Here is a 23,338-nt window from a genome sequence, read left to right on the forward strand (position 1 = left end):
TCTCCACGCAAGGAACGAAAAGCCCGTGTGCTGCCGGCGAACCTGCCGCGTGTCGAGCGTGTGATTGAGCCTTTAAGCATTGCCTGTCCCTGTGGCTGTGGCGATATGGTTCGCATCGGCGAAGACAAGACGGAACGGCTTGATTACATTCCGGCCAGCTATCAGGTGATCGTCACGATCCGCCCGAAATATGCCTGCCCCAAAGGACGCACAGGAGTGGTTCAGGCCAAATCGCCCGCGCATCTTCTGGAAGGCAGTTGGCCGACCGAAGCGTTACTGGCGCAGATCGCCGTCTCCAAACATTCCGAACATATGCCGCTGAACCGACAGGCGGTAGTCATGGCCCGGCACGGGGTTCCGATTGACCGTTCTGTTCTGGCTGATTGGATGGGGCGCACAGGCGCTCTGATCGCGCCGGTCGTGGACCACATGGCGATGATGCTGAAGCAGGACTGTTCGCGGCTTTATGTCGATGAAACAACGGCCCCGATATTGGATCCGGGGCGCGGCAAGACGAAGACCGGTTATCTTTGGGCGGTTCTACGCGATGACCGGGGCTGGGGCGGATCTGCACCGCCGGGTGTGGTGTTCCATTATCGACCTGGACGTAGCGGCGAATATGCCGCTGAAATCCTCGATGGCTTCAACGGCACGATCCAGGTTGATGCCTATGGCGGCTATTCCCACCTCGCCACGCCGAAGCGCGCGGGCGGCGATCCGTTGCGACTGGCATTTTGCTGGGCACATGGTCGTCGAAAGCTCATCAAGGCAACACCCAAAAAAGGCTCGCCCATCGTGGATGAGGCGCTGTTGCGCATCGCAGCCCTCTACAAGATCGAGGACGCTATTCGTGGCAAGGAGCCTGAACATCGCCGCGCCATGCGACAGGAAATGTCCCGGCCTCTGGTGGATGAGTTCTTTGCCTGGCTTGCGGCTCAGGCAAAGCGCATCTCGCGTAAATCCGATCTGGGTAAGGCGCTTGCCTATATGCTCAGGCGTCAGGACGGCTTCCGGCTGTTCCTTGATGACGGCCATGTCGACATAGATTCCAACCTGGTTGAAAATGCCATCCGCAGCCCGGCCATGAATCGTCGCAATGCGCTTTTTGCTGGTCACGATGAAGGTGGACGCAATTGGTCTCGCTTTGCCAGTCTCATCGGCACATGCCGGATGAACGGCGTCGAACCCTATGCCTATCTGCGCGATCTCTTCATCAGCCTCGCCAACGGTCATATGGCCAAGGACATCGACGCCTTGATGCCATGGGCCTATGCGCGCAGATTGAATGAAAGCAAAAATTAGCTCATTTGTGAGCAACAAATGTGCTCACTCATCGAATGATCGAAACCTCAATACTTCAAGCGCAAACCCAAAATCAATGGGGCAGAGACGGCGCATACCTACATCTTTGATTACTGGCTATTTTAGAAATAGCCACAATGTAGCCAGATGTTGACCTTGGCTTCATCCCGCCCACCAACTTGGCAGGTGGGGCATTTCTTTACATCTGGATCTGCCTAGTCTTGATGCCTCTCCGAACGGCGGTCAAAACAGCCCGGTAGAATTCAGTGCTTTTCAGAAGGTCGCCGTAATTTGCTTCCGGCAAACGTGCGATACTTTCCGCAACGCCTGATGACGGACCCGTCGCTTCTGCGATGCTTTCAGTCCAGCTTTTGCAGGCTTTGGAGAACGTTTCGCCAATGTGCTTGCGCGGGTCGAAAAGTGGCACTTCGGTGTGCACGTCATCCTTGAGATAAGACCTGAGACTACGGATGATGTCGGTTGCTTTACCGATCGGAATAACGACATCCTTCAGATCATTGTGCGCCACGCAGACGTTTGCATCCGTGCCATCCTCATTGATCTTCACGTGGAGCCAAGCGTGCTTTTCATCGAGAGACTCGACCGTCAATCGCGGCTCGCCAACATAGATATTCATCGATACGTGGCTCGCATGTTCGCCGCCGGTTTTGACTGACATACGCAAGATCTCGTTCTGGAGCGTGCCGATCCTCGAATCTAGGAATTGCATGAACCAATCTTTCTTGCGGGGTCATGATGCTTCCTTCATTTCTGGGTATCGGTCGGGGTGTTCTGCGGCGTGCATGAACAAGGTGAAATCAGCCATCATCGTGCGCCAATGCTCTTGATGAACATCGAGAATGCAGGCCGGATCTCCGATGAGGTCAGTCCAAAGCGCGATTTTGATTTCGAGGTCGGCACGGGACTGAGCGCGGAGTTTGAGAATGGCCTGCTTCAGATGCCAAACAGCCATCCATATTGCAGATTCCAGTGATTTACCGGACGCGATTCCGATCAAAAACCGGCCATTAATCCAATCATTTACCGGACGGATTTCCGATTAATTACCGGACGCTTTTTCAGCTCTGAGAGTACCTCCTGGTCCGCAACTTTGGCATGCATTTCCTTATCACAAGCAAGGAGATGCGGATGCCGCAAAGACGGAAGCTGACCATGAGACAACTGCGACAGATGCTTCGCCTGAATGCAGACGGCGTGAGCGTGCGCGACATTTCGGTAATGCTGGGGATCGCGCGCAGCACGGTGCAGGACAACATCGAACGCGCGACAGCCGCCGGGCTTTCCTGGCCGCTACCGGGAGAATTGACGGACGATGCTCTCGAGCATCGGCTTTTTTCACGCAGAGGGGTCGAAGCGGGTTTTCGCCGTCGTCCCGAACCGGATTGGGCCGCGATGACGACAGAGCTGAAGAGGCCCGGCGTGACACTGGGAATCCTGTGGGAGGAATACCGAAGCGTTCATCCCGATGGTTATGGTTACAGCCGATTCTGTGATCTTTATCGCGGTTTCGAGAGACAGCTCGCGCCTACGATGCGGCAGGAGCATGTTGCCGGCGACAAGGTGTTTGTCGATTACTCCGGCAAGAAGCTCCCAATCGTGGATCCAGCGACCGGCGAGATCCGGGAGGCGGAGATATTCGTCGCGGTTCTCGGCGCGTCGAGCTACACCTACGCTGAGGCCACATGGAGCCAGACGTTACCGGATTGGATTGGCTCGGACCTTTGGTGAGACGCAAAGCAAACGCGACACTGACGTGATTGTCACATTAATTATGAAACGAAAACCCCGCTCGATGGCGGGGTTTCTGACTGGATATGAACGCCGATTTCTAATTCTCGTCAATGGCGCGCTGTATCCAAAAATAAGCGGCGCCGAAGCTCCCGCTTTATAGTACGCCAAGTTACTTTTCGGCACGCCTTATGCGCACCTCAAAAAACTTAGATATCGTATTGTTTTCTAGCGATATCTCCCAAGCCAGCCGCATCTAGATTCTTCAGTGGGGCCAAGAAGGTGACCTGAATAACACCAGGATCGCGTCCGATCTCAATTGCACCATTAACCGTCGCACGATTGCGAACCTCACCGACGGACATGCCGAGCAGTTTTGCTGCTCGTTCGAGGCCATTGACGATGGCGGCATTCATGTTGGGCGCCGTTCCGATTACTGAAATCGGCGCCACTTCTTCTGTTTGCTCGACGCCCCACTGCTCGGCCAACTTTGCTGCTTTCAGTTTTTCATCAGCAGTAAACGGTCGTGCCAAGGGTGGGAGGTCTTCCAACAAAGGGAACAACACAGGTCCATCATTGTTGTATTTCTTGAGAATTTCCACTTGAAGCGTCACGCTTCCTGCAACATCCATGGTGTGGCCTGCAATCTCACCATCTCCCTGAGAGGCGTGCATGTCCCCCATGTAAACGCCTGCCCCCTTAACCTTCACAGGGCAGACAAGAACAGCTCCAGCGCGAACCGCATCGATGTCCATATGACCATCTGTTTTGTGTTCCAGCAATTGTTCGGGCGTCAGCGAATAGATGTGAGGAGCGCCGACGAGGAAGGCGCCAAAATCGCCAGCATTGTGTGAATCAGGCATCGCAATAGACGGCGTCGTGCCGAGCTGTCCCAGGAATGGCCGCATACGAACGATAGCGCCAACAAGATCAGCGGGCGCGTAGTTCAGGATGGAATGCTGCACGGAGTTATCTGGTAGCGACGCGTAATGGTCTGCATTCTGCGCAATCTTTTGTGCGGCATGCTGCGGCAGCGTGAGGCCAACCGACTGCGTGTCATCGAAAACGACCGTGTAGCCATGCTCCATCGTAAAGGGCTTGATAGCTTCTCCACATTTGTTGCATTTTACGGAATCCTGCCCAACGCCTTCGATGTGCGTTTCAGGCCAAACTTCATCGCAAGTGGGGCATCGTGCTGCCACGAACGGATCACCGAGACAAAATTGATTGGACACGGTGTCATGGCCAGACGCCGTTGCAAGAGATGTCACAGAAATATCTCGAATGCGAATGACTACGCCGTCGCCAACTTCTGCTCCATCAATGAAAACAGGCTTAGTGACTTCATGGCCACCGCGTAATCTAGGCGTTATCATTGGGCCCCAGCATCCCGGCGCGGTATTTGCAATGATGGTGCCGCCATTCTGCAACGGTCCAAGCATTGGCTGTTTTGGGTCGAGAACGCTGTTCGTAAAGCCATCAACCACGATGCTGCGCTTTGCGCCTGAAAAGTTACCGTCCGCCATAATAGCCCTCCTATTTGCTCTTCATGAGACTGTAGCCGCGAGGCGCGTTTTTGCTAAGTCATTTTTTGCGCCTTTAGGACGCAACGGCCCTCACGAAAACATCGTACGCCGCTGTATCGCTATGGCGCATATCCGCCGTCATTCCACAGCTTCAAGATCATAATTAGCTCAAATTACAGATGAAAACATTCTAGGAAGTTTGGAAGGGCAGGCGCTTCAGCGATCATTGAACAGCGAGAAGCCTCTTTTATTAGAATCCCTCATTTAAATCCGTACTGTAATTAAAAGCGGATCTACCGTTAGGCTCTCGACATCAGCAATTTTGGTATATATAAAAAAATTGACATTTTTTTAGCTAAGCAAAATATCGGGAGTATTTTTGCCGATGACAAAGATCATGAAAGCCGGAAACAATATGCCTGCGCAGGCTCCATTGGTTCCGGATCCGGTTCTTCCTTATAGCTGCAAAAACAGCAGAACTGTCTATGCAATTTGTGAGGCAGACGAAGCGACTTTACGTCACCATTTGTCGGCTACACCGTTTGAGTATGTGAACAATCTTTGCATGGTGTATGTGAATGATTTCACTGAAAGCCCGGAATTGCCTTACATGGATGCAGGCATCATTTTCACTGTAAAATATAAAGACACCTATGGTGGCTATTATATGTATGAGTGGGAGGATGACGATGCTGCAATTGAAACCGGCCGTTATTGGGGATACCCGAAAAAATTCGGACACATGACCTTAGAGAAAAATGGCGAGGTTATTCGTGGCACAGCAACTCGCCGCGGCGTTAAACTCATTGATATCGAATTGGATTGTTCAAAACCCATTGAAAATTTGCCTACCCTTCATACAGTTTATCCTCACCTCAATTTGCTCACTATTCCAAATCCAGACGGTCCGGGTATTTTCTCTCAACGCGTCACAGCCCGTGATAATTCATCTACATGCAAAGTTATCTCAAACATTCATGCTGAGGTGAAAGTCGTTCTGGACAGTTCACCAACAGATCCTATCGGTGATTTTGCAGGCCTGAAAGTTATTGGCGGCGGATATTCTGTGACTGATTTTAAAGCCACAACTGAAAACGGCTGGGCGAAAGTCATTGATACGCTCATTTAAATTCTGCTTCCAATTTAAAAAGCGCTAACGGGAGGGTGTTGTGCAAAGAAGTGGTCTGCTTACAGTTTTTCTTTTGTCTGGTGCATATATTGCTTATCTTGCGGGATCCGGTTTCGGCAGTGGACAAGAGATCATGCAATATTTCATGTCCTACGGCTATGTAGGCACTCTTGGAATATTATTCAGCGCAATCCTCTGGGGAACATATGCTGTCTTTATCGTACGGGATTCCCGTGACTTTGAACTCAAAACCTTGCATCAGGTGTACATATTTTATTGCGGTAAGTATTTAGGGAATGCGCTGTTTGTATTCTCTATTGCTTACCTGTTTTGTATGGCCAGTCTTATGATTGCAGGTTCAGGTGCTGCGTTTTCTCAATATTTCAATGTCGGCAATGAACTTGGACGCATCATTATGACGGTTCTGGTTCTGATTACCGGTCTACTTGGTATGAGGAAAATGGTCGATGTTATTGGCAGTCTGGGACCATGCATTATTGTCTTCGTCATGCTGATTGCAATTATTGCATTGTTCCGGGGGGCAGACGGACTTGAAGCAGGAAATCAGTACATTCATGCGAACGAAATGCTGAAACCGAGCGGCAGCTGGCTCTGGGCAGCTATCATGTATTTCTCGTATTGCATTCTTTTTCAGGCTTCATACTTATCCGGTCTGGCTGCCACCAATCCTGCCTCAACCAGCCAATTGACCCAAAGTGTTGTTATTGGTGCCATTGTCTATGTCATTGCATGCATAATCATGCTGCTGGCGTTCATGGCAAATATCACCGAGCTACATGGTATAGAGGTTCCCACATTGCATCTGGGAGCACAAATCAGCCCGTTCCTCGGTGCGATTTACGGCGTGATACTGGTTGCAGCACTCTACACAACAACAGCTCCATTGGTGTGGTCTGTGACGAATGTTTTTGCTCAGGAAAAAACGCAGTACTATAAATGGGTTCTGATGTTCACGGCGGTTCTGGCATATTTAGCCAGCGGTATCAGCACTTTCTCCGTACTGGTAAATCTCGTCACGACAATCGCGGCATATGTCGGGATACTTTACATAATTCCGGTTTTTTATGTGAAATTCATAAAACGTCCGATGCCTGTATCGAAACAATCTGCGTAAATAATAAAAGGTTGTTAGTAAAAACTGACAGCCTTTTATTTTATGACGCCGACGGAGCGCCGATACCTAAAATTTCAGTCGGTTCATTGGTCGGATTAAAAAGCCGGTACGGCAAATTTGCCCGATAGCAAATTGAATCACCTTTATTGGCCAGATACATTTGCCCATTATATTCGAATCCCAAAACGCCGGACAATACATAGATAAATTCTTCGCTTTGGCATGTTACAAACAGCCCCTGAGGCTCCTCATAGTGAGGAGCTATCTTGATGATTGCGGCCTGTAGATCAAAGCCAGCCATACTGTTGCGCAATAATTCATAAACCAGAGGGGAGTCAGGACGACCAAAGGTAGGTCTTTGATCAGCACGCACCAAAATTTGGTCTGCCTCTTCGGATTCAAAAAAATAAACGACACCTACGCCATAGTATGCCGCCAAGCGCCGCAGTTGAGAAATTGACGGTTCTACTTTGCCAGTCTCTATCTGGCTAAGATAGCCTACAGATAATTCGTTCGCTTTTGCAACATCTTGCAAGCGTTTATTGGATTTCTTCCGAAGTTCCCGAAGCTTAGTATGTATCATAAAATTTTTCGTCGCCTCCTCACTTGGGGTTTTGCTTTACCCAACTTAGCTGATATCTATTTTTCAAACCATCTGCGAAATATATGATTTATTAGATCGTACATTCGACAGGCAGCCGTCCTTCTCACCAACCGATAGCAGGCCTTGAAGATTTTGCCGAGCGCAAAAGAGTGTGGAATGCCACGATAATGTGGTGTTGATGGGCACAGCGAAGAGCGCCATATCGCCCAACTCAGGTATGACCGGATGGGTTGTGGCGTCAAACGATTTGGATAATCATGATACCATGAAGACATAGCCCACAAAGTACCCTGGGAAAAGAAGCGAATCAGATGCGCTAAGGTTAGGCGAAATAGCTAGGGTGAGAACTATAATTCGTCCCGAAAGCTATCCCGGCCAAGCCTGGCGCGATCTTCACGGTTAGGTAGCCACCACCAAACGAGGCCAACCTTGGCAAACATGGATCTGATCGAAGCAATCGCGGAAATTCTCTGCACCGAATGCGACGGAACCGACTTTGTCAGTCTGCCTGAGACGGCGAAGTATCTCGAGTGCAGAGTGGAGCAACCTCGCGCTATTGCCGACAAGGACAGCGCCAGGAAGATCGCAGATGCGATCTTGGCTGAGGTTCTTGCCGCACTACAGGATCATGCCAAGCTTGCCGGCAGTCAGCAGATCAGCGAATGGCTGGAAGAAGGTCCGATTGGGGAACGGGGATAGCTGAGGCTGGCGGAGAAGTTGGGGCGATGACGCCCTCCCCGCGAAAGCGAACCCGCTTAATGCATTGGAGCTTTCTTTGATCTAGCGCAAATAACGGCGAGAAGTGGTAAGATATGTTTTCCTCGACGGAGGACCACCATGGCGGATAACAAACGACCCGGTAAAAATGCCGTAATCATTGACGGCGACCGTTCAAGCGGCGGGGATTCCGAGGGTAGCACACTTACCCCGATGCTGATCGGAGGGCTTGTTCTTGTCATTCTGGGTGGCATTATCGTGATGATGTTCGTCTGATTGGACCACGAAACAAGACCATGCTGCCCGCCTTTCGCTATTCAAGGTGGCGGGCGCGGACGCTGTTGGCAAGGGAGCCAACTGCGGCAAGACAGGGTTTTCCGCAGGAAAGAGACACCACTCGGAATCGACGGCCACCCGTGGTTGGGCCATTTTGGTCAAGGCTTGGAGGGGGATCATGAAAAGAGTCGCGTTTACCTGTGCGTTGCTCCTGTTGGCAACCGCAGCACACACTCAAACATCGAAAGAGTTTGCCTTAATGGCGAGAAAGTCGTGGTCGGCTTTCGAATGCTCCTATTTGGCGGCGCAGGCAAAAGATCAAGGCGAATACGGACGACTTTTCAATATTGGCTACGAATTTGGTAAAAAAGCAATTGATGCGTTTCAGAACAATAAAATCAGCAAGGACGACGTCTTAGGCAATATGCCATGGGGCTTTACAATAAATTTGGCAGGCCCGAGCCCTGATTTTATGTTGGGCGTAATTTATCACGCTGCTTCCTCCAATGCCGAAACAGATGTCACGCGCGATATGTTTAGCAAGCCCATCGACACATCGTTGTGGCAAACCAATGCCCAAACCAAATACCAGAAAACAAACTGCGCACTTATTCAGTGAGCCACCGGCTCTGGCACGGCCAGCACATCACGGATGCCGCGTTTATCGTCCGAGATATCGAGGGTCGGTAGTTAAAGTCATGACCTCCACCAGAGGTGGAGGTCATGACTTTTCATACGATCTTTCCTTTGCACCGAAAATGCAAATCGGATTAGCTCTGCCATGCATTGCATGGAGGAAAGCATGAAGAACGCCTTGATCACTGGCGGCAGTCGCGGCATCGGCCGCGCCACCGCTCTGCGCTGCGCGGCGCAAGGCTGGTCTGTAGCCCTGAACTACGCGAGGAACGAACAGGCAGCCCAGCAGGCAGTGACTGGGGCAGCAAAGCTGGGTGCGAAAGCGCTTGCGATCCGGGGTGACATATCCAGCGAGAAAGACGTTATCGCCATGTTCGACAAGGCAGATGCCGATCTTGGTCCGCTGACAGGTGTCGTCCTGAATGCCGGTATCGTGGCTCAAACCATGCCTCTTGCAGACATGAGTGCCGATCGTCTGAAAAACATGTTCGATGTAAATGTTTACGGCACCTATCTATGCGCCCGCGAAGCAGCGCGGCGCTTGCAGCCCGACAGCGCAATCGTCATCGTTTCCTCCATGGCCTCGCGGCTTGGATCACCGTTTGAATATGTGGATTATGCCGGAGCGAAGGGCGCCCTCGATACGCTCACCACCGGTCTCTCTAAAGAGCTCGCGCCGAAAGGCATTCGCGTCAACGCGGTGCGTCCCGGCCTGATTGATACCGAAATCCATGCCAGTGGCGGCAATCCGGATCGCGCGGCAAGGTTGGGCGCCGAGACACCCGCTGGAAGAGCCGGCAAGGCGGAGGAAGTCGCGGAGGCCATTTTCTGGCTGTTGAACGACGCCCCCGCCTATGTGACCGGAACATTCATCGACGTTGCCGGTGGGCGTTAATCCTGAACCGCCTCGACCTATTTCTCGCGCAGCTGATAGGTTTCCGCGACGTAGCGATAGCCCTCGCCTTCCCGCTTGAGATAGGCCAGCGCCGGAAACGGCATATGATAGCCGATGAACGGTAGCCTGTCTGTCGCGATCATATCGAACATGCGCTTGCGGGTCTGGACAGCGGCTTCCTTGTCGATATCGAAGGAAACGTGCCATTCGGGCCGCTGCAACGTTATGACGAAATGGTTCGCCGTATCCGAAACCAGCATCAACGACTTGCCTCCCGTTTCGACCCGGAAAGCCAGATGGCCCGGCGTGTGGCCATAAGCTGCCACAGAATGAATGCCGGAAACGACTTCGCTGTCATCACCCAGAAACGTCATCTTCTCAGCCAGTGGCTTCACGTTTTTGGCCACCATTTCGGCAATTGTCTTGGCGGGGCTGTCAAGCCTTGCGGGATCTGTCCAGAAGCCGAATTCCTTCTGTCCAGCAGCGTAACGCGCATTGGCAAAGGCCGGCTTGCCGTCCTCCATCAGTCCTCCGATGTGATCGGGATGGAAATGGCTCAGCACCACCAGAGACACATCGTCCGTCTTATAGCCCGAAGCTTCCAGCGCGCTGGTCAATTTGCCCAATCCCGCCTCGCGGGCTCCTGCTCCCATGCCGGTGTCAAACAGGACAAGCTCCTTGCCCGTATTGATGAGTACCGGCGTGAAACTGTTGACGAAACGGTCGGCGGGCAGAAGATTTTCCTCAAGAAGTGCAGCGATCACTTTCGGGTCCTGATCCACCGCATATGTTTTTCGGGCGCTTGGCCTGCCCTGCGTCCATCGGAAAGCGTGGTAATCTCGAAATCACCAAACTGAAAACGATGGAAGCCCGGATTTTCTACCTGTGACGGGGTTTCACTTTGGAACTGCCTGTTTCGGCTGCGGCCCTAGTGAGTTCCAGAGGCGACAAGGCCAATCCGGCACCGGCAGCAGATGCTGTAACAATGAAATTACGTCTTGAGATGCTCATCGATCGATCTCCCGGCATAATCTTTGGATAAGATCGACAGGATACCCGAAAAAGCTCCCTGATACATGGGATGCGCGATCAAGTTTCTATTGGCGCGACAAGGGCGGCATCCCTCTTGCCTCTCCGTTCAAGAATCACTATTTACAGGGCCGCGCGGGACGACCCGTGCCAGTGTTCGCATCGGGGACGGCCCCATAGGAGGGTGTCCTGTGGCAGGGCCGATCGAACAATTCGCAATCAAGCCCATCGTTGAACTTGGCGAAATCGGCGGTCAGCCGATTGCTTTCACCAATTCGGCACTCTTCATGGTGCTGACAGTGCTGGGCGCAGCTGTGTTCATGTACCTGTCGGCCCGTCGGGCTGCTGTTGTGCCGGGGCGTTGGCAATCCTCTGCCGAGATTCTCTACGAATTTGTGTCGAAGACATTACGAGAGAACGCCGGTGAAAAAGGCATGACCTTTTTTCCCTTCGTCTTCTCGCTGTTCCTGTTTATCCTGTTTGCCAATTTGATTGGCATGTTTCCTTATGCCTTTACGGTGACGAGCCACATCATTGTGACCTTTGCGCTGGCCATGCTCGTATTCCTGACAGTTACGATCTACGGCCTTATACGAAACGGTTTCGGGTTCTTCCGGCTGTTCATGCCTGCAGGCGTGCCAGTCGTGCTGGCGCCCATCATCGTGCCAATCGAGATCATGTCCTATATCTCGCGCCCGGTCAGCCATTCGGTTCGTCTGTTCGCTGTGATGCTTGCGGGGCACATCACGCTGAAGGTTTTTGCGGGGTTCGTCATCGGTCTGGGCAGCCTGGGCACGCTTAGCATGTTGACTGCCGTACTGCCGCTGGCAATGACCGTCGCGTTGACAGCGCTCGAATTGCTGATGGCAGTCATTCAAGCTTACGTATTTACTATGCTGACCTGCATGTATCTCAACGATGCACTGCTACCGTCACACTGATTGCACAGTTCGCGGGAAGGACGACCTTCCCGCTTTTTCAACGAACGGGACGGCCCGTTCAGAACCCTCGTGAGGGAGCATTAAAATGGCATGGCTTTATCTGATCGTGGCCGGAGTTCTTGAGGTTGTCTGGGCTTATTTCATGAAAAAATCGGAAGGCTTTTCCCTTCTGACACCGAGCGCTATTACCATCGTAACGATGATCGGCAGTTTCATTCTGTTGTCCATCGCCATGCGCAGCCTGCCGCTCGGCACGGCCTATGCAATCTGGACAGGCATTGGCGCGGTGGGTGCATTTGTGGTGGGCATCTTCATTCTTGGTGAGGCTGCAACCTTCTTCCGTGTTGCAAGCGTGACGTTGATTCTAGCCGGTATCATCGGGTTGAAACTCTCATCCAGCTGATCCTCTCGGCTAAAAGAAAAGGGAGGCAAAAGCCTCCCTTTTTTCATGCGATCCAAAGTCGATCAGCGCACCTGATCGAGAAGACGCTTGCATTCCAGAAGATCGAACAACGCCTCCTGCAGGAGCGAGCGGTTATCCTTGGAAGGCCGCTTTCCATCAGCTCCGATGGGGCCATCCTCCTCGCCCTTCAACAAGCCGAAAAGTTTGCGCGCTGGTTGCGGTGCTTTGATGCCGCTCGGCAAAGCCATTTCATTGTCAGCCGCCTCTTCGGCAGCACGCTTATCGGCGGCAGCCTGCTTCTGGCGTGTGATTGCCTCTATGGCCTGAACATCGCCATTGCCGAGCGCGATGATGAACTGCGCATTGTTTTCGCGGAGCAGGCGCTGCACGCCCTTGATCGTATAGCCCTGATCGTAGAGCAGATGACGAATGCCCTTGAGCAATTCGACGTCAAGCGGTCGGTAGTATCGGCGACCGCCGCCGCGCTTCATAGGCTTGATCTGGGTAAAACGCGTTTCCCAGAAACGCAGCACATGCTGCGGAAGATCAAGATCATCCGCTACTTCGCTGATCGTCCTGAATGCATCAGGGCTCTTGTCCATTCCACTTGCCCTTTCCAGTGGTTCGGGTTTCGCCGTTGCGGCGCAACCTCGCCGATCCAGATAGTTCAACTCGCTGCCAACGCGGACGCGTCTGTAACACGAAAGGCGCTTGTTACCATCGGATTTTAAAAGACGGGAGTTAACAAACTCCAGCGTGTGGAAAGACACGGCGCAAACGTCATTCAAAACCGGACGGCGTGCAACACGAACTCGCTCTGAAAAGCCAGGCGCTTTCCAGATTTCAATATCAGCGAAGCGATTCGCTCCGCTGAATCCATTATATAATATCAGAGCTTTATAAGCATCCCTTCACGCATGGCCGAAGGTAGCGTGGCCAACCCAGGGCCAACAGCGACCGCCCCCCCCTGAAGGGGCTGGCGGTCGAAGCGACGTTCTCCGCGCATGGTCCTGAACCAGACACAGAAAACTGTCAGCGATTTGCAATGATGGGCCAAAAATAAAATGCTGCCCGATGGGCAGCATTCCAGCAATTACTTCTGGCTTTTGGTTTCACGCTTCTGGTGTTCCTGCAGAATACGCTGCTTGAGAACGTTGGAAGCTTTGAAAGTCATCACACGACGGGGAAGAATTGGAACCTCCTCGCCTGTTTTCGGATTACGGCCAATGCGCTCGTTCTTGTCACGAACCTGAAATGTCGCGAAAGACGACAATTTCACGGTTTCGCCGTTGACGATAGCGTCACAGACTTCATCGAGGATCATCTCGACAAGAGCCGCCGACTCCGTTCTGGAAAGGCCTACCTTCCGGTAAACAGCCTCTGCCAGATCAGCTCGCGTGACCGTTTTACCTCCCATGACCGAACCTGCCTGGTTAGCGTTTGAACAGATAATATCCTTACGTGACAGGACGTTACACAAATAAAAGCGCAACGGTCAAGCCGCGAGTTCCCTCACGGCAGATCAAATTTGTACTTACCAGCGCAACAGAACCGCGCCCCACGTGAATCCGCCGCCCATTGCTTCCAGAAGAACGAGGTCGCCCTTCTTGATGCGACCGTCTGCAACGGCGGTCGCAAGAGCCAGCGGAACCGACGCTGCAGAGGTGTTACCATGGCGATCAACGGTGATGACCACCTTGTTTTCAGCAATGTTCAGCTTCTTGGCGGAAGCATCGATAATGCGCTTGTTGGCCTGATGTGGAACGAACCAGTCGATATCCTCGGCAGTAAGGCCGGTTTCCGCGAAAGAAGCCTCGATAACGTCCGTAATCATGCCAACGGCATGCTTGAAGACTTCACGGCCTTCCATGCGCAGGTGCCCGACTGTCTGGGTGGTAGACGGGCCACCATCCACAAAAAGTTTTTCCTTGTGATTGCCGTCCGAGCGCAGATTGGCTGCGAGAACACCGCGATCCGAGGTCAGCCCGTTGCCTTCGGCAGCTTCCAGAACCACCGCGCCGGCACCATCGCCGAACAGAACACAGGTCGTACGATCATTCCAGTCGAGGATTCGCGAGAAGGTTTCCGCGCCGATGACCAAAACCCGCTTCGCCATGCCGCCGCGGATATAGAGGTCAGCCGTCGTGATGGCATAGATGAAGCCGCTGCACACGGCCTGCATATCGAAGGCAAAACCCTTGGTGATTCCCAATTCGCGCTGAATTTCCACGGCACTTGCCGGAAAAGTATGGTTGGGCGTCGAGGTTGCCAACAGAACGAGATCAATATCGGTCGGCTGAAGACCGGCATTCTCGATTGCCGCGCGGGCCGCAGCCGCGCCGAGCGAAACCGTGGTTTCGTCATCGCCTGCAATATGGCGCTCACGGATACCCGTGCGCTGCACGATCCACTCGTCCGAGGTTTCGATAATACCTTCGAAATCGGTATTCTTCATGACCCGCTTCGGCAATGCCGAACCGATACCCCGCACGACAGATCTTATCATCTCTTATTTCCTGTCCTTACATGCGACCGGCGCGACAAGCATTCGCGCGCGCAGCCGTGAATTCTGGCCCTACACATATTCGGTAAAAGTTACTTCACCGCTTCGGTGCCGAAAAAATAATCGGCGAACCGCAAATCTTATCCAATTCCGTCTTCCGGATGGCGTTGCCGGAATTATGCCTTTGCGGCCTCGCCACCTTCATTCGAAACATGCGGATGACTGTGGTGGAAATGCGCCAGATCGGCTTCGATCTTTTCCAGAAGGCGATTTCTCACCATGTCATAGCCGACTTCCACTGCCGAGCAGAAACCTTCTGCGTTCGCGCTGCCATGACTTTTGATGACAATTCCGCTGAGACCGAGGAAAACGCCGCCATTGACCTTATTCGGGTCCATCTTTTCACGCAGACGGTCGAACGCGCCCTTGGCGAAAACATAGCCGATCTTGGCAAGCAGCGTACGACTCATTGCCTGACGCAACAGTTCCGCCATCTGGCGGGCCGTGCCTTCCGCAGCCTTGAGCGCGATATTGCCGGTGAAACCTTCGGTCACGACTACGTCCACCGTGCCCTTGCCGATATCATTGCCTTCAACGAAGCCGGAATAGGCCAGCCCGTCCAGCGGAGTATCACGCAGAATCTGGCCCGCTTCCTTGATCTCGTCGAGACCCTTGACCTCTTCCGTGCCTACATTCAGGAGACCGACGGTCGGCTTGCGCACTTCGAACAGGGCACGCGCCATGCCCGCGCCCATAACAGCATAATCGACGAGCTGACGTGCATCGGCACCAATTGTGGCGCCAATGTCGAGCACGATGCTTTCGCCGCGCAGCGTCGGCCAGATGCCTGCAATCGCGGGGCGCTCGACGTCCGACATCATGCGCAGGCAGAATTTGGACATGGCCATCAGAGCACCCGTATTGCCGGCGGAGATACACGCCTGCGCGTCACCGGTCTTTACAGCCTCGATAGCCTGCCACATGGACGACTTGCCCCGACCGGCGCGCAAAGCCTGGCTCGGCTTGTCATCCATGCTGATGGCAACCTCGCTCGCGCGAAACTCGGATGCGGCCTTCAGTTTCGGGTAACGTGCCAGAACGGGCTCCACCTGAGCGGGGAGACCGAAAAATATGAAACGGATGTCAGGATGGCGCTCAAGCGCCTTCGCTGCGCCGGGGATGACCACTTCAGGGCCAAAATCACCGCCCATCGCGTCAATCGAAATTTTGATCACTCTTGATTATTCCTGTGCGATCCCTGTCCCTGCCCTGCCTTTGCAGCAGACAGGTTTTCGGCGAAAATAGTGTTTTTGCGTTTCCGCACAACCAAATTCTATCAAACTCACCGTGAATCACGGCTTCTTTTGCCATTCCGAAAGTTTCGCAAACGGCGAAACGGGCTTCTCGTCCCCCTCTTCGTCCCCGAAAACCTTCGGCTCGCTCTCGTCAGGCAAGCCCGGTTTGCGGGGATATGGATCAATGGCGAGATCGAAGAATTCCTCTGCAATCGCGCCGACATCAATCTTGTCACCGACAAAAACTTCCGGACTGTCCGCGCCTTCCGCATCGAGCAGCATTTCACCGCTTTCATCAAGCTGAATTCGGGCGAGCCGTGAATTTTCCGGCACGAAGATCGTGTCGACCTCTTCAGCGACACTGTTGGTCAGCGGCTCCAGCGTCACGACGCAGGATTGAACGATCTCCGCATCGATGCGGCCGCGCACCCGGATACCGTCCTTCTTCCAGGGCGTAATCAGAAATTCCGCGCTAAAGGCGTTCACGGCCTCAAGTCCATGGTCTGCCGCAAGCGCTGCGCGCTCTTTCTCATCCGTGCCTATTTTCACCGTTACGCCTTTTTGCGGCAGGTGAAGAACCGGAACAGGATAGGTGAGCGCCGGTTTATCAGTCATTCTTATTGGCCTCTTCAGCATTGTTCGTTGGCGCAAGGCCAATCTCATCGGCATCCATATAGGAAATGTCGCCTGCCGCCAAAGCATCGTCCGCAATTTTTTGCAGGCGGTCGCGGCATCCCAGAACATATTCGCTTAAATGGTGGGCATGCGGCCAGAATTCGAGGTCCGGACGGATATTTCGCGTCAGCGCCGCTGCCAACGCCTCTGCATCGTTTGCATCCAGCGCCTCACCATAGGCCGCGACACGACCGTAGAACATGCGCGCAAGTTTCTTCATGCGCTTCGGCACGCCCTGATCGCCGATGCCGAGTTCGCGCAGCGAATGGTCGACATCCTTGAAAAACTCATCCGCGATTTCCTGCGCAAGATCGGCAAGCACCTTGTTTTCTCCCCTCATGCGGTGAAGGGCGAGAAAAATATGCAAGGAAAGCATTTCATAGCGACCGAGTGGCGTATCGGGCACCTGAAATTGTGCATAAAACCGTTTTTGCCGCGCCGCCGCCACGATCACCTCGTAAACGCGAAGCATAATTGCCTCGTTTGCTTTCGACTTGCGGCGGAATAGTTGGAGAATCATGTCCGTACGACCGTTCCAGTTGCATAAATAAGCAAGGTGGTTTACCGAAGTTCTCCCGACGGCGAAAGTGCCGCGCTGGTTTAGAATGTATGGAGAGGTCTTTGTTGCAGCGAATTTTACCAAGTGTACGCAAGCAGCGTGCTCTTCTCGCAGGCACGGCAGTTCTCGTCTCAGTGGCTCTTGCCGGATGTAACACTGCGTCCACGCTCAATCCATCCGAAACGCTGACAGAGGGTTACGTGCTCGATCAGGGTGCGCTTGATTCGGTTCCTGTCGGTTCCAGCCGCGAGCAGGTGCTTCTGGCGCTCGGCACGCCGTCCACCACTGCGACCTTCGACAACGAAGTGTTCTATTACATTTCGCAGAAGCGTTATCGCGCGGCGCAGTTCATGAAGCCGAAGATCGTTGAGCGGCAGATTCTTGCCATCTATTTCGACAAGGACGGCAAGGTCGAGCATATCGCCAATTACGGCCTGAAGGACGGCAAGCTGTTCGACTTCGTGTCGCGCACAACGCCGACAGGCGGCAAGGACCAGACCTTCCTCGGTCAGATCATTCAGGGCGTTTCCAAGGCCCCAACATCATTGCCGGGCATGGGCTCTTCAGGCGGCGCCAACAACTGATCCGTCAAATATCTACAAAAAGAAAACCCGCCTTCACGGCGGGTTTTCTTTGTTTGAAGTTCAATCCGTCATGCCATATGCGCCAGCACAGCCAACAGAAGAAGGGCCACGATGTTGGTAATCTTGATGGCCGGATTGACGGCCGGACCAGCGGTATCCTTATAGGGATCACCAACAGTATCGCCGGTCACCGATGCCTTGTGCGCTTCCGACCCTTTCAGGTGCTTCACGCCATCGGTGTCGGTAAATCCATCTTCGAAGCTCTTCTTGGCATTGTCCCAAGCGCCGCCGCCGGACGTCATGGAAATCGCCACGAACAGGCCGTTGACGATGACACCGAGAAGCGATGCGCCGAGTGCTGCAAAGGCTGCTGCCTTCGAGCCTGAGATGAGCAGCACGCCGAAATAGACGACTATCGGCGCCAGCACAGGCAAAAGCGACGGGATGATCATTTCACGAATGGCCGCTCTGGTCAGCAGATCGACCGCCCGGGCATAGTCCGGACGTTCCTTGCCGGTCATGATCCCCGGCTTTTCGCGGAACTGGCGGCGCACTTCCTGCACGACCGCGCCGCCTGCCCGGCCCACGGCCGTCATGGCCATGCCACCGAACAGATAAGGGATCAGACCGCCGAAGATCAGTCCCGCAACCACATAAGGATTGGAGAGATCGAAGGAGACAGGTCCCATATCCGCGAAGTAGGGATAGGTTTGCCCGTTGGCGGCGAAATAGGCCAGATCGTTGGAATAAGCCGCAAACAGCACCAGTGCACCAAGTCCCGCCGAACCGATGGCATAGCCCTTGGTGACGGCCTTGGTCGTATTGCCCACGGCGTCGAGCGCATCGGTAGCCTTGCGGACTTCCGGGTCGAGACCGGCCATTTCCGCGATGCCGCCCGCATTGTCCGTAACCGGGCCGAAGGCATCAAGCGCTACGATCATGCCCGCGATGCCAAGCATGGCAGTAACAGCAATAGCGGTCCCGAACAGGCCTGCAAGCTGGTAGGTCGAGATAATGCCACCTACGATCACGATTGCCGGAAGCGCGGTTGATTCAAGCGAAACCGCCAGTCCCTGAATGACATTCGTGCCGTGGCCTGTGACGGAAGCCTGTGCAATGGAATTGACCGGGCGCTTGTTGGTACCGGTATAATATTCCGTAATCACGACGATCAGACCGGTCACGATCAGACCGATCAGACCGCAGATGAAGAGATTGGTGCCGGTAATGCTTTTTCCGGCCACAGTTCCGATTTCACCCCAGCCGATGGTCAGTGTATTGGCAACGGCAAGACCGACAATGGAAAGCAGGCCGGTCGCGATCAGCCCCTTGTAGAGCGCACCCATGATGGAACCATCGACGCTGAGCTTGACGAAGAAAGTTCCTATGATCGACGTAATCACGCAGGCACCGCAGATCATCAGCGGATAAAGCATGACACTCGGCAAAACGTCCGATCCGTTGAAGAAGATTGCGCCGAGAACCATGGTAGCAACGACCGTCACGGCGTAAGTTTCGAACAGGTCAGCGGCCATGCCTGCGCAATCGCCAACATTGTCACCGACATTGTCTGCAATAGTTGCAGGATTGCGCGGATCATCTTCGGGAATACCGGCTTCCACCTTGCCCACCAGATCGCCGCCGACGTCGGCGCCCTTGGTGAAGATACCACCACCCAGACGTGCGAAGATCGAAATCAGCGAAGCGCCGAAACCGAGCGACACCAGCGCATCGATAACGGTACGGTCCGACGGCGAATAACCAAGCCAGACGGTGAGAATGAAATAGTAAACGGATACGCCGAGCAGCGCGAGCCCGGCCACCAGAAGGCCGGTAATGGCCCCGGACTTGAAGGCCAGTTCAAGCCCTCCGGCAAGGCTCAGCGAAGCTGCCTGCGCGGTGCGCACATTGGCGCGAACCGAAACGTGCATTCCGATGAAACCAGTGACGCCCGACAGAACCGCACCAATCAGGAAGCCGATTGCGGCGCTGATCGACAACAGATACCAGGCTGCCAGAAAGACCACGACGCCGACGATGGCAATCGTTGAATATTGTCTTGTGAGATAGGCTGAGGCACCCTCGCGGATGGCTTCAGCAATTTCCTGCATGCGCTGCGTCCCCTGATCGGCTGCAAGAACCGAACGGATCGCCCATATGGCGAAAAGAACGGAAACCACGCCGCAAGCAATGACGAGAACTAAGACTGCCACTCCCATTTGCATAAAGGCCAACTCCCATTGAGTTTGCGCTGGCTACCGTCAGACCGCGAGCCGCGATTGTCGGCAGGCACATGCGCAGGATAGGCCCGAAAACCCCTCCCCGGACCCGATTGAGCGGCATGGAAGTGCCTGAAGCCAATAAAGGATACCGGGCTTCATCGGTATATTCACGTCTGGAACTTACGCCTTGGAATCAATCAATTGGCGCGATTCCTTGTATTTCAGCATTCTCAATGCCGCACGCCCAACATGCGAAACGGTTTAACAAACGTCAAGTCGTTCTTTGCCAGCGCACAATGAAAGAAGGGCTGCGATTTCTCACAGCCCTTCTTTCATATTTGTTGTTGCTTAAATCTGATCAGCGCGGCTTCACGCCACGGCTCTCGCCACGAATGACAAATGCCAGTCGGTCAAGCACGGCGTTGACCAGCTTCGGCTCTTCTTCCGTATAGAATGCCTTGGCGATATCGACATATTCGGACACGATCACAGCCGTTGGCACGTCTTTGCGCGTCTGCAATTCCCATGCGCCTGCACGGAGAATTGCGCGCAGCGTCGAATCGAGACGCGACAGCGGCCAGTCTTCCGTCAGCGCCTGATGAATCAACGGATCGAGCTTCAGCTGTTCATCGACGACACCGGCCACAATCGCGCGGAACCATTGCGGATCGGCATCGAGATACTGGGTGCCGTCCACTTCCTTGCCAAGACGGAAAGCTTCGTACTCAGCCACCACTTCCAGAACCCCCGTCCCGGCAACATCCATCTGATAGAGTGCCTGAACTGCAGCAAGACGGGCAACGCCGCGCTTGTTCGCCGTGCGTGGAAGATTGGGGGTCGGGCGGCCTTCGGTAGAAGAAGTCATGGTAATCAGACTCCGAACTTCTTGCGCAGGTCGATCATGGTCAGTGCGGCACGAGCGGCAAATCCGCCCTTGTCCTTGTCTTCACGGCGAGCGCGAACCCATGCCTGCTCTTCGTTTTCGACGGTCAGAATGCCGTTGCCGATAGCGATGCTTTCCTCGACCGAGAGATCGGTAAGCGCACGGCAGGATTCATTGGACACGATATCGAAATGATAGGTCTCGCCACGGATAACCGTGCCGAGCGCGACAAAGCCGTCATATTCCTTGCCGCCATTGTCTTCGCCGTCGAGTGCGAAAGAAATGACTGCCGGAACCTCAAGCGCACCTGGAACCGTCACGACATCATAGGTCGCCCCTGCTTCATCCAAGGCTGCCTTTGCGCCATCCAGAAGCGCGTCGGCGAGATCATCGTAGAAACGCGCTTCAACAATAAGCAAATGCGGCGCATGCGCCTCGTGCTTGGACATGAGAGACTCCATGACAAATTTTGCGGACCGCAACGATTGCGGTCAACGCTTAAAATCGGGATATGCTTTTACAGCCTGGGAATTTAGGCTGTAAGCCTATTTCTGATATTGCGCAAGCCTTGCCGCGTAACGTGCCAGCTGGTCGATCTCGATATTTACCTTGTCACCTGCTTTCCGCTCGCCCCAGGTCGTGACTTCAAGCGAGTGGCGGATCAGGAGCACATCAAACTCGTTTCCGTTGACGCCATTGACCGTCAGCGAAGTTCCGTCGAGCGCAACCGAACCCTTCTGGGCAATGAATGGAGCCAGTTCTTCCGGCGCGCGCAGGGTGAAGCGCACTGCGTCGCCCTCATCCTTGCGTTCGATGATTTCAGCCTGTCCGTCGACATGGCCCGAAACGAGGTGGCCGCCCATTTCATCACCGAGTTTCAGCGAGCGCTCCAGATTGATGCTCCGTCCGCTCTGCCAATTGGAGATCGTGGTCAGGCGCAGCGCTTCTTCCCATGCCTCCACCTCGAACCAGCGGGCATTCGTGCCTTTTTCCGGAAGTGCCACCACCGTGAGACACACACCGGAACAGGCAATCGATGCACCAAGCTCGATCGTTTCGGGATCATATGCGGTTTCGATACGCAGAAGAACGCCTTCATTCAGCGGCTTGATACGGTCAACTTTGCCGATATCGGTAATAATGCCTGTAAACATCAAGTCTTCCTTACATATTCCGCATAGGCATCGTCACCATAGCGAGCCTGCCTCAGAATTTTGAATTCGTCTGCGATATGGGTTTCAAGCCCTTCCACGGCAACCCCGTGTTCGCCGCCGATTTCAACCGGCGAGCGGAAGATAGCAAGCCGATCTACCAATCCCTCGTCCATAAAGCTTTTCGCAACACCTGCTCCGCCCTCAACGAGAACCGATGAAATACCCTGCGCCGCAAGATCATCCATCAGTTCAGGCAAGGCGATGCGGCAGTCATGTGCTTCTGTTGCGAGAATGCGGCAACCAGCGGCCTTCAATTCATACCGCCGTTCCGGCGATGCCTCTTCACCGCAGGCGACCCACAAGGGCTGCGCATCGGCCGTCTGCACGAGCTTCGAGGACAGCGGCAGGCGCAATCCGCTGTCGAGCACGACACGAACGGGTGAACGCTGCTCCAGCCCCGGCAGACGACAATTCAGCACCGGATCGTCGGCCAGCGCTGTTTCGATACCAATCAGGATCACATCGGTTTGTGCTCGCAGAATATGCGACTGCGCCCGCGCAATCGGTCCCGTTATCGCAACCTGCCCCACGCCCCGGCGACCGATCATGCCGTCGGCGGAAAGTGCAAGTTTCAGAATCACTTCCGGGCGCTTCTTCGCAGATCGATTCAGATAACCGGCAAGATCGTCAGCAGCCTGTTCGGCGAGAATGCCCGGCACGACCTCAATCCCTGCCTCGCGCAGTATGGCAAAACCTTTTCCGCTGACGCGTTCATCCGGATCGGTTGCGGCAACCACGACACGCGCTACCCCTGCCCGCACCAGCGCCTCCGCACAAGGCGGCGTGCGTCCGTGATGTGCGCATGGCTCCAGCGTCACATAAGCCGTCGCGCCGTGAGCGGCCTCTCCCGCATCAGCCAGTGCCTGCGGCTCGGCATGGGGTCTGCCGCCAATTGCAGTTACACCGCGTCCGATGATGACGCCATCTTTGACTATAATGGTGCCGACGGAAGGATTGGTTCCCGTCAGCCCCTTGTGACGGCGGGCATGACGGATCGTTGCTTCCATGAAGCGAACATCTTCCGAGGTTGCATTCGAAGGCGGAAACTTGCTGCCACTCAT

Annotated in this window: 26 protein-coding genes and 1 pseudogene; 11 read left to right on the plus strand and 16 right to left on the minus strand. The window is 54.2% G+C overall.

Features of this window, described 5'->3' with window-relative positions; translation table 11 throughout:
* Nucleotides 1-1,302, plus strand: a 1,302-nt coding sequence (gene tnpC / locus F9K91_RS12890; RefSeq protein WP_151677936.1) for an IS66 family transposase, incomplete at its 5' end; no start/stop codon positions are given.
* A 199-nt stretch (nt 1,303-1,501) separates the two neighbouring features.
* Here the strand turns inward: tnpC and F9K91_RS12895 are convergent.
* Together F9K91_RS12895 and F9K91_RS12900 are read right to left on the minus strand one after the other, a co-directional pair.
* On the minus strand, nt 1,502-1,981 hold the full coding sequence (locus F9K91_RS12895) for a hypothetical protein (protein ID WP_151677937.1): 480 nt from the start codon (nt 1,979-1,981) through the stop codon (nt 1,502-1,504).
* 72 nt (nt 1,982-2,053) lie between these two features.
* Nucleotides 2,054-2,320, minus strand: coding sequence for a hypothetical protein (locus tag F9K91_RS12900; RefSeq protein WP_151651834.1), 267 nt, complete (start codon nt 2,318-2,320; stop codon nt 2,054-2,056).
* Between the two features lie 155 nt (nt 2,321-2,475).
* On the opposite strand from F9K91_RS12900, the gene F9K91_RS12905 reads away from it, so the two are divergent.
* The gene (locus F9K91_RS12905) at nt 2,476-3,051 is read left to right on the plus strand and encodes a helix-turn-helix domain-containing protein (RefSeq protein ID WP_235912968.1); all 576 of its coding nucleotides are present in this window, start codon (nt 2,476-2,478) and stop codon (nt 3,049-3,051) included.
* A gap of 209 nt (nt 3,052-3,260) precedes the next feature.
* On the opposite strand, the gene F9K91_RS12910 is transcribed toward F9K91_RS12905, so the two are convergent.
* Nucleotides 3,261-4,577, minus strand: a complete 1,317-nt coding sequence (locus F9K91_RS12910) for an acetamidase/formamidase family protein (RefSeq protein ID WP_151554758.1) — start codon at nt 4,575-4,577, stop codon at nt 3,261-3,263.
* 385 nt (nt 4,578-4,962) lie between these two features.
* Here F9K91_RS12910 and F9K91_RS12915 point away from each other — a divergent pair, with 385 nt between their 5' ends.
* Nucleotides 4,963-5,706: an acetoacetate decarboxylase family protein gene (locus tag F9K91_RS12915; RefSeq protein ID WP_151554759.1), complete on the plus strand. Its 744-nt coding sequence runs from the start codon at nt 4,963-4,965 to the stop codon at nt 5,704-5,706.
* Nucleotides 5,707-5,746: 40 nt separating this feature from the next.
* Nucleotides 5,747-6,841, plus strand: coding sequence for a YkvI family membrane protein (locus F9K91_RS12920; RefSeq protein ID WP_151677938.1), 1,095 nt, complete (start codon nt 5,747-5,749; stop codon nt 6,839-6,841).
* A 40-nt stretch (nt 6,842-6,881) separates the two neighbouring features.
* Here the strand turns inward: F9K91_RS12920 and F9K91_RS12925 are convergent, their stop codons facing one another.
* The gene (locus F9K91_RS12925) at nt 6,882-7,424 is read right to left on the minus strand and encodes a helix-turn-helix domain-containing protein (protein ID WP_151554761.1); all 543 of its coding nucleotides are present in this window, start codon (nt 7,422-7,424) and stop codon (nt 6,882-6,884) included.
* A gap of 450 nt (nt 7,425-7,874) precedes the next feature.
* Between F9K91_RS12925 and F9K91_RS12930 the strand changes: the two genes are divergently transcribed.
* The 4 genes from F9K91_RS12930 to F9K91_RS12940 all read left to right on the plus strand — a co-directional run bounded on the left by F9K91_RS12930 (nt 7,875) and on the right by F9K91_RS12940 (nt 9,969).
* Nucleotides 7,875-8,144: a hypothetical protein gene (locus F9K91_RS12930; protein ID WP_151554762.1), complete on the plus strand. Its 270-nt coding sequence runs from the start codon at nt 7,875-7,877 to the stop codon at nt 8,142-8,144.
* Nucleotides 8,145-8,282: 138 nt separating this feature from the next.
* The gene (locus tag F9K91_RS26000) at nt 8,283-8,438 is read left to right on the plus strand and encodes a hypothetical protein (protein WP_167522214.1); all 156 of its coding nucleotides are present in this window, start codon (nt 8,283-8,285) and stop codon (nt 8,436-8,438) included.
* 178 nt (nt 8,439-8,616) lie between these two features.
* The gene (locus tag F9K91_RS12935; RefSeq protein WP_151677939.1) at nt 8,617-9,057 is read left to right on the plus strand and encodes a hypothetical protein; all 441 of its coding nucleotides are present in this window, start codon (nt 8,617-8,619) and stop codon (nt 9,055-9,057) included.
* 183 nt (nt 9,058-9,240) lie between these two features.
* The gene (locus F9K91_RS12940; RefSeq protein WP_151554764.1) at nt 9,241-9,969 is read left to right on the plus strand and encodes an SDR family oxidoreductase; all 729 of its coding nucleotides are present in this window, start codon (nt 9,241-9,243) and stop codon (nt 9,967-9,969) included.
* A gap of 17 nt (nt 9,970-9,986) precedes the next feature.
* Here F9K91_RS12940 and F9K91_RS12945 read toward each other — a convergent pair.
* Nucleotides 9,987-10,980, minus strand: a pseudogene (locus F9K91_RS12945) (MBL fold metallo-hydrolase).
* Nucleotides 10,981-11,189: 209 nt separating this feature from the next.
* Here F9K91_RS12945 and F9K91_RS12950 point away from each other — a divergent pair.
* Nucleotides 11,190-11,939 carry a F0F1 ATP synthase subunit A gene (locus tag F9K91_RS12950; RefSeq protein WP_151677940.1) on the plus strand — a complete coding sequence of 250 codons (750 nt, stop codon included), beginning with the start codon at nt 11,190-11,192 and terminating at the stop codon, nt 11,937-11,939.
* Nucleotides 11,940-12,024: 85 nt separating this feature from the next.
* Complete coding sequence (sugE, locus tag F9K91_RS12955; RefSeq protein ID WP_061347387.1) at nt 12,025-12,342, plus strand: quaternary ammonium compound efflux SMR transporter SugE; 318 nt, start codon at nt 12,025-12,027, stop codon at nt 12,340-12,342.
* A gap of 62 nt (nt 12,343-12,404) precedes the next feature.
* Here the strand turns inward: sugE and F9K91_RS12960 are convergent, their stop codons facing one another.
* The 6 genes from F9K91_RS12960 to F9K91_RS12985 form a co-directional block, all read right to left on the minus strand.
* Nucleotides 12,405-12,944 (minus strand): MerR family transcriptional regulator, encoded by a 540-nt coding sequence (locus F9K91_RS12960; RefSeq protein WP_010661103.1) that lies wholly within the window; start codon nt 12,942-12,944, stop codon nt 12,405-12,407.
* Nucleotides 12,945-13,435: 491 nt separating this feature from the next.
* Nucleotides 13,436-13,759 (minus strand): integration host factor subunit alpha, encoded by a 324-nt coding sequence (locus F9K91_RS12965; RefSeq protein ID WP_010661102.1) that lies wholly within the window; start codon nt 13,757-13,759, stop codon nt 13,436-13,438.
* Between the two features lie 117 nt (nt 13,760-13,876).
* Nucleotides 13,877-14,848, minus strand: a complete 972-nt coding sequence (locus tag F9K91_RS12970) for a beta-ketoacyl-ACP synthase III (protein WP_109988393.1) — start codon at nt 14,846-14,848, stop codon at nt 13,877-13,879.
* A gap of 173 nt (nt 14,849-15,021) precedes the next feature.
* The gene (plsX, locus tag F9K91_RS12975) at nt 15,022-16,080 is read right to left on the minus strand and encodes a phosphate acyltransferase PlsX (protein ID WP_109988394.1); all 1,059 of its coding nucleotides are present in this window, start codon (nt 16,078-16,080) and stop codon (nt 15,022-15,024) included.
* A gap of 117 nt (nt 16,081-16,197) precedes the next feature.
* Complete coding sequence (locus tag F9K91_RS12980; protein ID WP_151677941.1) at nt 16,198-16,755, minus strand: YceD family protein; 558 nt, start codon at nt 16,753-16,755, stop codon at nt 16,198-16,200.
* Entirely contained in the window at nt 16,748-17,335 is a 588-nt protein-coding gene (locus F9K91_RS12985) for a ubiquinol-cytochrome C chaperone family protein (RefSeq protein ID WP_109988396.1), read from the minus strand. The genes F9K91_RS12980 and F9K91_RS12985 overlap by 8 nt, the downstream gene beginning before the upstream one ends.
* Nucleotides 17,336-17,436: 101 nt before the next feature.
* Here F9K91_RS12985 and F9K91_RS12990 point away from each other — a divergent pair, with 101 nt between their 5' ends.
* Complete coding sequence (locus F9K91_RS12990; protein WP_109988397.1) at nt 17,437-17,958, plus strand: outer membrane protein assembly factor BamE; 522 nt, start codon at nt 17,437-17,439, stop codon at nt 17,956-17,958.
* A gap of 68 nt (nt 17,959-18,026) precedes the next feature.
* Here F9K91_RS12990 and F9K91_RS12995 read toward each other — a convergent pair whose 3' ends face one another.
* The 5 genes from F9K91_RS12995 to ribD form a co-directional block, all read right to left on the minus strand.
* Entirely contained in the window at nt 18,027-20,183 is a 2,157-nt protein-coding gene (locus F9K91_RS12995) for a sodium-translocating pyrophosphatase (RefSeq protein ID WP_151677942.1), read from the minus strand.
* Nucleotides 20,184-20,538: 355 nt separating this feature from the next.
* Entirely contained in the window at nt 20,539-21,045 is a 507-nt protein-coding gene (gene nusB / locus F9K91_RS13000) for a transcription antitermination factor NusB (RefSeq protein WP_109988399.1), read from the minus strand.
* Between the two features lie 5 nt (nt 21,046-21,050).
* Nucleotides 21,051-21,512, minus strand: coding sequence for a 6,7-dimethyl-8-ribityllumazine synthase (locus tag F9K91_RS13005; protein ID WP_010661093.1), 462 nt, complete (start codon nt 21,510-21,512; stop codon nt 21,051-21,053).
* Between the two features lie 96 nt (nt 21,513-21,608).
* Complete coding sequence (locus F9K91_RS13010) at nt 21,609-22,217, minus strand: riboflavin synthase (protein ID WP_151677943.1); 609 nt, start codon at nt 22,215-22,217, stop codon at nt 21,609-21,611.
* Nucleotides 22,217-23,338 (minus strand): bifunctional diaminohydroxyphosphoribosylaminopyrimidine deaminase/5-amino-6-(5-phosphoribosylamino)uracil reductase RibD, encoded by a 1,122-nt coding sequence (gene ribD, locus F9K91_RS13015; RefSeq protein WP_151677944.1) that lies wholly within the window; start codon nt 23,336-23,338, stop codon nt 22,217-22,219. Before ribD ends, F9K91_RS13010 begins: the two co-directional genes overlap by 1 nt.

The organism is Brucella tritici (genome assembly GCF_008932295.1).
GTDB lineage: Bacteria > Pseudomonadota > Alphaproteobacteria > Rhizobiales > Rhizobiaceae > Brucella > Brucella tritici.